Annotated in this window: 12 protein-coding genes; 7 read left to right on the top strand and 5 right to left on the bottom strand. The window is 71.9% G+C overall.

The annotated features are described in order from the left end of the window. Together BGO22_RS03030 and argH are read right to left on the bottom strand one after the other, a co-directional pair. A partial coding sequence (locus BGO22_RS03030; RefSeq protein WP_286848809.1) for a LysR family transcriptional regulator occupies positions 1-854 on the bottom strand: 854 nt, incomplete at its 3' end. Between the two features lie 22 nt (positions 855-876). Next, positions 877-2,328 carry an argininosuccinate lyase gene (argH, locus tag BGO22_RS03025; protein WP_070397402.1) on the bottom strand — a complete coding sequence of 484 codons (1,452 nt, stop codon included), beginning with the start codon at positions 2,326-2,328 and terminating at the stop codon, positions 877-879. A gap of 96 nt (positions 2,329-2,424) precedes the next feature. Between argH and BGO22_RS03020 the strand changes: the two genes are divergently transcribed. After that, entirely contained in the window at positions 2,425-3,486 is a 1,062-nt protein-coding gene (locus BGO22_RS03020; RefSeq protein ID WP_070397403.1) for a sensor histidine kinase, read from the top strand. Between the two features lie 36 nt (positions 3,487-3,522). After that, a complete protein-coding gene (locus BGO22_RS03015) occupies positions 3,523-4,263 on the top strand; it encodes a LytR/AlgR family response regulator transcription factor (RefSeq protein WP_070397404.1) in 741 nt (246 codons plus the stop codon). Positions 4,264-4,287: 24 nt separating this feature from the next. Here BGO22_RS03015 and recJ read toward each other — a convergent pair whose 3' ends face one another. After that, positions 4,288-6,009 carry a single-stranded-DNA-specific exonuclease RecJ gene (gene recJ, locus BGO22_RS03010; RefSeq protein ID WP_070397405.1) on the bottom strand — a complete coding sequence of 574 codons (1,722 nt, stop codon included), beginning with the start codon at positions 6,007-6,009 and terminating at the stop codon, positions 4,288-4,290. Then, a complete protein-coding gene (locus BGO22_RS03005) occupies positions 6,006-6,956 on the bottom strand; it encodes a hypothetical protein (protein ID WP_070397406.1) in 951 nt (316 codons plus the stop codon). Before BGO22_RS03005 ends, recJ begins: the two co-directional genes overlap by 4 nt. 37 nt (positions 6,957-6,993) lie before the next feature. On the opposite strand from BGO22_RS03005, the gene BGO22_RS03000 reads away from it, so the two are divergent. Beyond that, positions 6,994-8,250 (top strand): lipoprotein-releasing ABC transporter permease subunit, encoded by a 1,257-nt coding sequence (locus tag BGO22_RS03000; protein ID WP_070397407.1) that lies wholly within the window; start codon positions 6,994-6,996, stop codon positions 8,248-8,250. An 84-nt stretch (positions 8,251-8,334) separates the two neighbouring features. Beyond that, on the top strand, positions 8,335-9,009 hold the full coding sequence (gene lolD, locus BGO22_RS02995; RefSeq protein ID WP_070397408.1) for a lipoprotein-releasing ABC transporter ATP-binding protein LolD: 675 nt from the start codon (positions 8,335-8,337) through the stop codon (positions 9,007-9,009). A gap of 6 nt (positions 9,010-9,015) precedes the next feature. Here the strand turns inward: lolD and BGO22_RS02990 are convergent, their stop codons facing one another. Next, the gene (locus BGO22_RS02990; protein ID WP_070397409.1) at positions 9,016-9,441 is read right to left on the bottom strand and encodes an META domain-containing protein; all 426 of its coding nucleotides are present in this window, start codon (positions 9,439-9,441) and stop codon (positions 9,016-9,018) included. Positions 9,442-9,506: 65 nt separating this feature from the next. Between BGO22_RS02990 and BGO22_RS02985 the strand changes: the two genes are divergently transcribed. Genes BGO22_RS02985 through BGO22_RS02975 form a run of 3 tightly spaced genes read left to right on the top strand, consistent with a single transcriptional unit; the run spans position 9,507 to position 11,559 of the window. Continuing rightward, positions 9,507-10,346: a TatD family hydrolase gene (locus BGO22_RS02985; protein ID WP_070397410.1), complete on the top strand. Its 840-nt coding sequence runs from the start codon at positions 9,507-9,509 to the stop codon at positions 10,344-10,346. Beyond that, entirely contained in the window at positions 10,343-10,837 is a 495-nt protein-coding gene (locus BGO22_RS02980) for a DNA-deoxyinosine glycosylase (RefSeq protein ID WP_070397411.1), read from the top strand. The genes BGO22_RS02985 and BGO22_RS02980 overlap by 4 nt, the downstream gene beginning before the upstream one ends. A gap of 26 nt (positions 10,838-10,863) precedes the next feature. Beyond that, a complete protein-coding gene (locus BGO22_RS02975; protein ID WP_070397412.1) occupies positions 10,864-11,559 on the top strand; it encodes a haloacid dehalogenase type II in 696 nt (231 codons plus the stop codon). Positions 11,560-11,565: the final 6 nt, after the last annotated feature.

The raw sequence follows: 11,565 nt of genomic DNA, 5'->3' as shown, positions 1-11,565 counted from the left end.
GCCGGGGCCAGCGGCGCGTCGGTGCGGGTGGCGATGCTGTGCGTGCGCCGGGCCCAGGCGTCGCTCAGCGGCACCGCCGCCAGCGGCAGGTGGGCCAGCTGCGGCGCCACGGCCTCCAGCGGCAGCACGCCCACGCCCAGGCCGGCGGCCACCATGCGGCAGACGGCGTCGAAGCCGCGCATGCGCATGCGCACGTTCAGCGGTTGGCCGGCGTCGGTGGCCGAAGCGAGCAGGCGGTTGGACAGGGCGGTGCCGTCGCTCAGGGTGATGAAGGGCTCGTCCAGCGCCTCGGCCAGGCGCAGTTTCTTGCGGCCCGCCAGGCGGTGCGAGCGCGGCGTGAGCAGCACCAGGGTGTCGCTGAAGAAGGGCGTGAAGGTCAGGCCGGCCGGGGGCACCGGCAGGTCGACCACGCCGAAGTCGGCGCGGCCTTCGATCAGGGCCAGCGGGATCTCGGGGCTGCCGCGTTCCTCGATGTCGACGCGGATCAGCGGGTGGCTGGACAGGAAGCGCTGCAGGCGCTGCGGCAGCACCTCCAGCAGGGCCGAGGTGTTGGCCAGCACGCGCACCTGGCCTTGCAGGCCCTGGCTGTAGCCCTTGAGGTGCTGGGCCAGCCGGTCGGCGTCGGTCAGCAGGGCGCGGCTGCGCTGCACGAGCATCTGGCCCGCGGGCGTGAGCTGCACGCCGCGCGAGGAGCGCTCGAAGATGCGGAAACCCAGCGAATCCTCCAGCGCGGTGATGCGCGAGCTGGCGGCGGCCACCGCCAGTTGCAGGCGCTCGCTGGCGGCGCTGATGGAGCCGAGGTCGGCGGCGGCGATGACCACGCGCAGCGTGCCGAGGTCGATGGGCTCGAGCATGCCGTGGCGCCGGGGAGTGGCCTCAGCCCAGTCGGGCGCGGTGGCGCGCGATCTGCGCGCGCACCTGTGCGGGCGCGGTGCCGCCCAGCGTGTGGCGCGCCGAGAGCGAGCCGCGCAGGCTCAGCACCTCGTACACGTCCTTTTCGATGCTGGGGTGAAAGCCCTGCAGCACGGTGAGCGGCAGCTCGGAGAGGTCGCAGTTGTGCGAGGTGGCGGCCTTCACCGCGTGCGCCACGGTCTCGTGCGCGTCGCGGAAGGGCAGGCCCTTCTTGACGAGGTAGTCGGCCAGGTCGGTGGCGGTGGCGTAGCCCTTCTGCGCGGCGGCCTCCATGGCGGGAGCGTTCACCGTGAGGCCGCCTTCCTTGGCGCCCGTGGCCGGGTTCAACTGGCCGCCCACCATCTCCGCGAAGATGCGCAGCGTGTCGGTGAGCGTGTCCACCGTATCGAACAGCGGCTCCTTGTCTTCCTGGTTGTCCTTGTTGTAGGCCAGGGGCTGGCCCTTCATGAGGGTGATGAGCCCCATGAGGTGGCCCACCACGCGCCCGGTCTTGCCGCGCGCCAGCTCGGGCACGTCGGGGTTTTTCTTCTGCGGCATGATGGACGATCCGGTGGTGAAGCGGTCGGCGATCTTCACGAAGCCGAAGTTCTGGCTCATCCACAGGATCAGCTCTTCGCTCAGGCGGCTGATGTGAACCATGCACAGCGAGGCCGCGGCCGTGAATTCGATGGCGAAGTCGCGGTCGCTCACACCGTCCAGGCTGTTCTGGCACACCGCGGGGGCCCCGTTCTCGTCGACCATGCCCAAGGTGCGGGCCACGCGCTCGCGGTCCAGCGGGTAGGTGGTGCCGGCCAGGGCGGCGCTGCCCAGTGGCAGGCGGTTGGTGCGGCGGCGCACGTCGTCGAAGCGCTCGGCGTCGCGCGAGAACATCTCCACATAGGCCAGCAGGTGGTGCGCGAAGCTCACGGGCTGGGCCACCTGCAGGTGCGTGAAGCCGGGCAGGATCACCTCGACGTTCTTCTCGGCCACGTCCACCAGCGCGCGCTGCAGCTCGGTGAGCAGGCCGCCGATGAGGTCGATCTCGCCGCGCAGCCACAGGCGCACGTCGGTGGCGACCTGGTCGTTGCGGCTGCGGCCGGTGTGCAGTCGCTTGCCCGCGTCGCCCACCAGCTGCGTCAGGCGCGCCTCGATGTTGAGGTGCACGTCTTCCAGGTCGAGCTTCCACTCGAAGGCGCCGCTCTCGATCTCCTGCGCGATCTGCGCCATGCCGCGCTGGATGTCGGCGTGGTCCGATGGGCCGATGATGCCTTGCGCCGCCAGCATCTCGGCGTGTGCGAGACTGCCCTCGATGTCGGCCTGCCACAGTCGCTTGTCGAAGAAAACGCTGGCGGTGTATCGTTTGACTAACTCGCTCATCGGCTCCGAGAATAGGGCGGACCAGGCTTCGGATTTCTTGTCGAGTTGGTTGGATGACATGGTGTTGTCAGCGGCTGGACGGGGGAGTGTGAGAGCGCCTGGGCAACCAAGCGCGGGCCTGGGTGGCCGACCGAATGGAAAACGGCATCGCTTCCCATGAAAGATTCGCGGATTTTATCGACCTTCCAGGAACTGCCCCACGCGGCTGGGGCGCGCCCGCTCACCGAGATGCCCGAGCATGTGCGGGCCCGCGTGCAGGTGTTCGACACCTGCCAGGTCGGCGTGGTGCTGCGCGCGGTGCTGTTCGTGCAGGCCGTGGTGGCCGTGGCGGCGCTGTTCACCGCCACCAGCTTCGTCACCTGGGGTGCCGCGCTGGCCATCTACACCGGCGCCGCGCTGCCCGCCGTGCTGGCCTGGCTGCTGGCCATCTGCGCGCTCAAGCGCCAGCTGGGCCGACTGGCCTCGCACTGGCAGTGGGCCGTGGGCGTCTCGCTGGGGGCGCTGGCGGGCCTGTACGGCTGCGCGCTGGTGGTCTGGCTGGGCGTTCTCACGCAGCAGCTGTGGCTGGCGTCGGCGGCGGCCGGGGCGCTGGTGGCGGCGGTGCTGGTGGCCGGGCTCGTGTGGCGGGCCAAGGCGCGCATGCCGGCGGGCACCACGGCCCGGCTGGCCGAGCTGCAGGCGCGCATCCGCCCGCACTTCCTGTTCAACACGCTCAACAGCGCCATTGCCCTGGTGCGCGAAGAGCCGGCCAAGGCCGAGAGCCTGCTGGAAGACCTCAGCGAGCTGTTCCGCCACGCCCTGGCCGATCCGAAGGAGGCGGTGCCGCTGTGGCAGGAGCTGGAGCTGGCCGAGCACTACCTGGCCATCGAGCAGGTGCGCTTCGGCGATCGCCTGCAGGTGGAGTGGGCGATCGACGAAGCGGCGTCCAAGGCCCGCCTGCCGCCCCTGATCCTGCAGCCGCTGGTGGAGAATGCCGTCAAGCACGGCGTGGAGCCCAGCCCCACCGGGGCCACGGTGCGCATCAGCACGCAGCGCCGCGGCGGGGTGGTGGTGATCAAGGTCACCAATACCGTGCCGGCGGGCAGCGGCAAGCGCGGCAACGGCCTGGCGCTGGACAACGTGCGGCAGCGGCTGACCTTGTTGCATGATGTGCAGGGGCGCTTCCAGAGCGCGCTGGTCAACGGCGTTTTCCAGGTGCGCCTCGAAATCCCGGTATAAGCGCGACATGGCAAAAGACCGACCACGGAGCAAGACATGGCACTGAAGGTTCTGATCGTCGACGATGAAGCCCTGGCGCGATCGCGCATGCGCACCCTGCTGGCCGAGTGCACGGAGCCGCGCACCGACGTGGTGGGCGAGGCCGGCAACGCCGTGCAGGCGATGGACATGATCCAGCGCACCCATTGCGAACTGGTGCTGCTGGACGTGCACATGCCGGGGGTGGATGGCATCACCCTGGCGAACACCCTGCGCCAGATGGCCGCGCCGCCCTCGATCGTGTTTGTTACAGCCTACCCGGAGCACGCGGTGAGCGCCTTCGAGGTGGAGGCGGTGGACTACCTGACCAAGCCGGTGCGCCGCGAGCGACTGCAGCAGGCGCTGCAGAAGGTGGTGAAAGTGCGCGCGGGCAAGGAAGGCAGTGGCGATTCCGGTCCGCCGGAGGCGCTGATCATCCAGGAGCGCGGGCGCAGCGAGCGCGTGGCGCTGTCGGACATCATCTACCTGAAGGCCGAGCTGAAGTACATCACCGTGCGCACGGCGGAGAAGGAGCACATCTACGACGGCGCGCTGAGCGACCTGGAGGCGCGCTACTCCCACCTCTTCGTGCGCGTGCACCGCAACGCCCTGGTGTCGCGGCGGGCGGTGCGGGCGGTGGAAAAGCACAGCGACCCGGTCGAGGGTGAAGGCTGGACCGTGCGGCTCGACGGGGTCGAGGAGCGGCTGGCGGTGTCGCGCCGCCAGCTGGCGGCGGTGCGCGAAGCCTTGATGGGCTGAGGCCTGCCCGCGCGGCGCGCGGGTTCAGATTTCCGCGGCTTCCACCAGAAACCGCACCCGCCGCTGGCCCTGCCATTCGTCCAGTTCCAGCCGGAAGGCGAGCTTCACCCGCTCGGGCAGCGGTTCGGTGTGACCGAACCAGATGCCGTCCACCGCATCGCCCTGGTGCTGCAGCTTGAGCGCCAGGTGCTTCTCGCCGACGATGCGCTGGCTCACCACCCGCAGCTCCTCGCAGAACACCGGTGGTGCGAAGCCCTGGCCCCAGACCTGGCCTTGCAGCAGCTCGACCAGGTCGGGCCGGCGGTACTGCCGGTCCAGCGCGCCGTCGGCCTCCAGGCGGCGCTGCAGCGTGGCGGCGTCCAGCCACTCGTGCGCCACCTGCTGCAAGGCCTGCTCGAACAGGTCCAGGTGCTCTTCCGCGACGGTGCAGCCCGCGGCCATGGCGTGGCCGCCGAAGCGCAGCAGCACGCCCGGGTGGCGCTTGGCCACCAGGTCCAGCGCGTCGCGCAGGTGAAAGCCCGGGATCGAGCGGCCCGAACCCTTGAGCTCGTGTTCCTTGCCCGGCGCCGCGCTCGCGGCGAAGACGAAGGTCGGCCGGTGCAGCTTGTCCTTCAGGCGCGAGGCCACGATGCCGACCACGCCTTCGTGGAAGTCCGGGTCGAACAGCACCATGGCCGGTGGCGGTTCCTCGCCGTCGTCGAACAAGGCCTCGGCCATCTCCAGCGCCTGCTCGCGCATCTCGCCCTCGATGGCCTTGCGCTCGCGGTTGATGCCGTCCAGGGTGCGCGCCAGTTCCTCGGCGCGCGCCTTGTCGTCGGTCAGCAGGCATTCGATGCCCAGCGTCATGTCGGACAGGCGGCCGGCCGCGTTCAGGCGCGGGCCGAGCGCGAAGCCGAAGTCGAAGCTGCTCGCGGTGTCCAGGCGCCGGCCGGCGACCGCGAACAGCGCGTCCATGCCAGCCGGCAGGGCGCCCGCGCGCACGCGCTTGAGGCCCTGGGCGACGAGGCGGCGGTTGTTGCCGTCGAGCTTTACCACGTCGGCCACGGTGCCCAGGGCCACCAGGGGCAGCAGGGCGTCGATGCGGGGCTGGTTTTTGGCATCGAAAACCCCGCGCTCGCGCAGCTCGGCGCGCAGCGCGAGCAGCACGTAGAACATCACGCCCACGCCGGCGATGCTCTTGCTGTCGAAGGCGCAGCCGGGCTGGTTGGGGTTGACGATGACGCAGTCGGCCGGCAACTGCGGGCCCGGCAGGTGGTGGTCGGTCACGATCACCTGCAGGCCCAGTTCGCGCGCGACGCGCACGCCGTCGACGCTGGCGATGCCGTTGTCCACGGTGATCAGCACCTCGGCGCCACTGTCTTTCACGCGCCGCGCGATGGCGGGGGTGAGGCCGTAGCCGTCGACCACGCGGTCGGGCACCAGGTAGTGCACGCTGTCGAAACCCAGGGGCGCGCCCAGCAGCCGGAGGCCGCGCACGCCCACGGCGCAGGCGGTGGCGCCGTCGCAGTCGTAGTCGGCCACGATGCACAGGCGCCGGTTCGCCACCATGGCATCGGCCAGCTGGCGCGCGGCCTCGCCCGCGCCGGTCATCGTGTCCGGCGGGAGCAGGCGCGCGAGTCCGTCGTCGAGTTCTTCGGTGCTGGTGACGCCGCGCGCGGCGAACAGGCGCGCCAGCAGCGGGTGCAGACCGGCCTGTTCGAGCGCCCAGGCGGCGCGCGGCGGGACGTCGCGGGTGATGATCTTCATAGGGTCCTGAGGAGGTCTTGGGCGCTGGCGCGCGGGCGCAGGCCGACGGCGCGGGCGAGCCGCTGCGTGAGGCCGGGCCGTTCGGGCACCAGCGTGACGGCGGCGCGCTCGCCGCACAGGGTGAGGGCCAGCGGTTCGCCGCGCCGCGCGCGGTCGAGCAGGGGAGCGAAGAGGCTGTGGTCGAGCGCCGTAGCGGCACGGCGCCAGGCCTCGAGGTCGCCGCCAAGGGCGGCGGCGCGCAGGCTATCGTCCACCTGGGGCGGCGGGCGCAGGCGGGTGTGCGCGTCCAGCGCGCCGGGCGCGCTGAACCACAGGCCGTTGATGGGCAGGCGGCGTGCGGCCTCGCGGGCGTCGTTCACGCGGTGCGTGTAAAAGAGCATCTGTGCCTCGCTCTGCAGGCGTTGCAGCCAGCGCGCCGGTTTGCCGCGCGGCAGCCAGGCGGCCAGCGAGCGGCCGCTGACGCGGTCCAGGCTGGCGCAGGCCAGGTCGCGCAGGCGCTCGCCGCGCGCCCGCCAGCGGGTGGGCTCGTCGAACAGCAGTTCCACGCCGTCTTCGGCGCACAGCGGTTCGAAGGCCGCGAACAGCGCGCGCGATTCGTCGGCGTCCAGGCCACCGGCCTGTTCGGCGCGCTGCAGCATCACCTGGTCCATGCCCACCTGCAGGTGCACGGGGTGCACCCAGGCCTGTGGCGCCTGCGGTGTGTCGCTGGCCAATGCGGCCCAGGGCAGGGCGCCGTCGCGCGGGGGCAGGCCTCGTGCGCGCGCCAGGGCGCGCTCGTGGGGCGGACTCAGGCTGAGGCCGTCGTCGCTGTCGCGCGCGGCCTCGCGCAGGTGGGCGAGCAGGGCGTCGAGCGCGGGCAGGGCGGGGGGCTCAAGGGCCGCGCCCAGGGCGGCGAAGGGAACCAGCCAGTGGTGTGCGGGATCCAGGACCAAGGGCTCGTCGGGCATGGTGCGATTGTCGGCGATGCCACAATCGCCCCCAGAAATGCAAACCCCCTACGAACTCCTGCTGGGCTGGCGCTACACGCGCGCCGGCCGCGCCACGCGGCGCAACGGCTTCATCTCCTTCATCTCGGGTGTGTCCATGCTGGGCATTGCGCTCGGCGTGGCGGCGCTGATCATCGTGCTGTCGGTCATGAACGGCTTCCAGAAGGAGGTGCGCGACCGCATGCTGGGCGTGCTCTCGCACATCGAGGTGTTCGAGGCCAACGGCCAGGCCATTGCCAACCTGCCGCAGGTGCTGTCCACCATCGAGGCGCGCCCCGAGGTGCTGGGCGCCGCGCCCTTCGTGGGCGCGCAGGCCCTGATCGCCCGCGGCGAGGACATGAAGGGCGCGCTGGTGCGCGGCATCGACCCCACGCTGGAACCCAAGGTGACCGACCTTGCGGCCGAGCTGGCCGACACCGTGCTGCCGCGCCTGGCGTCCGGCGGCTATGGCATCGTGCTGGGCGGCGAACTGGCGCGCAGCCTGGGTGTGGTGGTGGGCGACACGGTGACGCTGATCGCGCCGAGCGGGCAGGTGACACCGGCCGGCGTGGTGCCGCGCGTGCGCAGCATGACGGTGGTGGGCACCTTCGATTCCGGCCACTACGAATACGACTCGGCGCTGGCCATGCTGCACCAGGACGACGCCGCGCGCATCTTCCGCGTCGAGGGCCCCACGGGCGTGCGCGTGAAGATCCGCGACCTGCACGCCGCGCGCGAGGTGGCGGTGAAGATGGCGGCCGACCTGCCGCCAGGCCTGGTGGTGCGCGACTGGACGCGCCAGAACCGCACCTGGTTCGCGGCCGTGCAGCTCGAAAAACGCATGATGTTCATCATCCTCACGCTGATCGTGGCGGTGGCCGCGTTCAACCTGGTGTCCACGCTGGTGATGACCGTGACCGACAAGCGCGCGGACATCGCCATCCTGCGCACCCTGGGCGCGAGCCCGCGCAGCATCATGGGCATCTTCGTGGTGCAGGGCGCGGCGGTCGGCCTCATCGGCACCGGCCTGGGCCTGCTGCTGGGCCTGGGCGTGGCCTTCAACATCGACACCTTGGTGCCGGCGCTGGAGCACCTGCTGGGCGCGAGTTTCCTGCCGCAGGACATCTACCTCATCAGCCGCATGCCCAGCGACCCGCAGCGCGGCGACATCGTGCCCGTGGCGGTGATCTCGCTGGTGCTGGCCTTCCTGGCCACGCTGTACCCGAGCTGGCGCGCCAGCCGCGTGAACCCGGCGGAGGCGCTGCGTTATGAGTAAAGCCCCCACGCTCCGCCGCGGCGCGGGTCGCTGCCCCACGAAGGGGGGCGTTTCGCCTTGGGGCGGCCCGGCGGCGAAACAACCATGACCGATTCCGTTCTTTGCGCTCGTGGCCTGAGCAAACGCTTCGTCGAAGGCCGTCTTGACGTCACCGTGCTGCAGGGCGTGGACCTGGAGGTGCGCGCGGGCGAAACCGTGGCCATCGTCGGCGCCTCCGGTTCCGGCAAGAGCACGCTGTTGCACCTGCTGGGCGGGCTGGACGCACCCAGCGCCGGCACGGTGGCCCTCAAGGGCCAGCAGCTCTCGGCCCTGGGCCCGGCGCGCCAGGGCGAGTTGCGCAACCAGCACCTGGGCTTCGTGTACCAGTTCCACCACCTGCTGCCCGAGTTCAGCGCGCGCGACAACGTGGCCATGCCGCTGTGGATCCGCCGCCTGCCGCGCGCCGAGGCGGCCGAGCGCGCCAGCGCGACGCTCGCGCGCGTGGGCCTGAGCGAGCGCCTGGCGCACCGGCCGGCCGAGCTGTCGGGCGGCGAGCGCCAGCGCGTGGCCATCGCGCGCGCCCTGGTCACGCAGCCGGCCTGCGTGCTGGCCGACGAGCCCACTGGCAACCTGGACCGCGCCACCGCCGACGGCGTCTTCGCGCTGATGATGGACCTGGCGCGCGACCAGGGCACGGCCTTCGTGGTGGTCACGCACGACGAAGGCCTGGCCGCGCGCTGCGGCCGCGTGCTGCGCCTCAGCGCCGGCCGACTGGGCTGAGCCCGTTCACGGCCTGGTGCGCACGAAGCGCAGGGGCTTGTCCATGCCCTCGACGCTCAGCGTGAGCGTCGAGCCTTGCACCTGCACGCGCTGGGCCTTCTGCAGCGCCGCCATGTAGCGGTTCTCCTGCTCGCCCACCGCGCCCGCGCAGGCCATGCGCGTCATGCCCATCTGGCCGAAGGCGATGCGGTCCTGCACCAGGGTGTAGCTGCCAAAGAAGCGGTTGCAGGAGCCCTGGCCCGCCACGCGACCCGCCTCGGGAAAGGCCAGCGTGGCCGGCACGCGGTCGAGCACGCCGCTGCCGCCCAGGTCCTCCAGCCGCCATTCCGTGCCCACCAGGGACGGCGCGCCGCCGGGGCCGGCGGGCATGGCACAGGCGCCCAGGCCGGCGATGAAGGGCAGGGCGAGCGTGGCGATCCAGCGGGGTGTCATGGGGGTCCTCCTGGGGTCTTGGGGTGTTGCGGTCACAATGCCTGCCCGAGCTTATACGCGCAACGATGACGCCCTTGTGGATCGACACGCACGCCCACCTCGACGCGCCCGAGTTCGCGGCCGCCGAGGTCGCGGCCCTTCGCAGCGAGGCGCGCGGGCGCGGCGTCGCGCGCTGCGTGATCCCCGCCGTGGCGCGCTCGAACTGGGACACGGTGCGCGAGCTCGCGCACCGGCTCGATGACGCCTACGCCCTGGGCATCCACCCAATGGGCGTGCCGGCCGCGCACGACGCCGACCTGGACGCGCTGGACGAGGCCCTGCGCGTCCACCGCGACGACCCGCGCCTGGTGGCGGTGGGCGAGATCGGCCTGGACTTCTTCGTGCCCGAACTCACCGAACCCGCGATGCGCGAGCGCCAGGTCCGCTTCTACCGCGCGCAGCTGCGCCTGGCGCGCCGCCATGGCCTGCCGGTGATCCTGCACGTGCGGCGCAGCGCCGACGCCCTGCTCAAGGGCCTGCGCGAGCTGCCGGTGGACGGCGGCATCGGCCACGCCTTCAACGGCAGCCTGGCGCAGGCGCTGGCCTTCACCGAACGCGGCTTCGCGCTGGGCTTCGGCGGCGCGTCCACCTTTGACACCGCGCGGCAGATACGCCGCCTGGCCGGCGAGCTGCCCATCGAGGCCCTGGTGCTGGAGACCGACGCGCCCGATATTCCGCCGCAGTGGCTGTATGCCACGGCCGCCGAGCGCGCGGCCGGCCAAGCCCAGGGCGTGAACCACCCGCGCGAGCTGCCGCGCATCGGCGCAGTGGTCGCCGGCCTGCGCGGTGTGCCGGTGGACGCACTCGCGCAGGCCACGAGCGCGAACGCGCGGCGCGTGCTGCCGCGACTGGCGGCCCTGGCATGACGCGCCTGCTCGGCCTGCCCCCGGTGGCCGATGCGCGCACGCGGCTGGTGGTGTTGGGCAGCTTTCCGGGCGTGGCCTCGCTGCGCGCGCAGCAGTACTACGGGCACCCGCAGAACGCCTTCTGGAAGATCCTGGGCGCGCTGTGGGAGCTGCCGTTGGCCCAGGCCAGCTACGACCAGCGCGTGGCGGCCGTGCTCGAACGCGGCCTGGGCGTGTGGGACGTGTACGCCAGCTGCGAGCGCGAAGGCAGCCTGGACACCGCCATCCGCGCGGCCGAGCTGAACGATTTCGCGCAGCTGCGCCACCGCTGCCCCGAACTGCGCGCCATCGCACACAACGGTGGCGAGAGTTTCCGCCACGCGCGGCTCACGCGCGCCTTCGGCCTGCCGGTGCACCGGCTGCCGTCCACCAGCCCCGCGAACGCCAGCTGGCCGTTCGAGCGCAAGCTCGCGGCCTGGGGGGAGTTGCTGCGCCAGTACGGCGTGGCCTGATCACCGAACGCAGAAGGAGCGTTTCCATGTCCCAGGTGTCCATCCTCGTCTTCGACATCTTCGGCACCGTCGTCGACTGGCACGGCAGCATCGTGCGCGAGCTGTCGGCCGCTCACCCGCAGGTGGACGCCGACGCCTTCGCGCGCGCCTGGCGCGAGGGCTACCAGCCCGCCATGCAGCGCGTGCGCAGCGGCGAGCGGGCCTGGACGCGCATCGACGAGCTGCACCGCGGCATCCTCGATGAGATCCTGCCGCGCTTCGGGCTCGACCACCTGGACGGGGCCCAGCGCGCCCAGCTCAATCGCGTGTGGCACCGGCTGGACCCCTGGCCCGACAGCGTGCCCGGCCTCACGCGGCTCAAGGCGCGCTTCACCCTCTGTTCGCTCTCCAACGGCAACATCGGCCTGCTCACGAACATGGCCAAGCGCGCGGGCCTGCCCTGGGACTGCGTGCTCTCGGCCGAGGTGTTTCGCGCCTACAAGCCCGACCCGCGCGTCTACCGGGGCGCGGCCGAGGTGTTCGATGTCTCACCGGCCGAGGTGATGATGGTCGCCGCCCACCAGGACGACCTGGCCGCCGCGCGCGCCTGCGGCCTGGCCACGGCCTACATCGAGCGCCCGCTGGAGTTCGGCGCGGCGCACGTGAAGGACGTGTCGCCCGACCCGGCCAATACGCGCCACGCGCGCGACCTGCTGGACCTGGCGGACCAGCTCGGCTGCTGAAGCCGC

The organism is Hydrogenophaga sp. 70-12, assembly GCF_001897365.1.
Lineage (GTDB): Bacteria > Pseudomonadota > Gammaproteobacteria > Burkholderiales > Burkholderiaceae_C > Hydrogenophaga > Hydrogenophaga borbori.
This window is presented reverse-complemented; position numbering and strand designations above follow the sequence as displayed.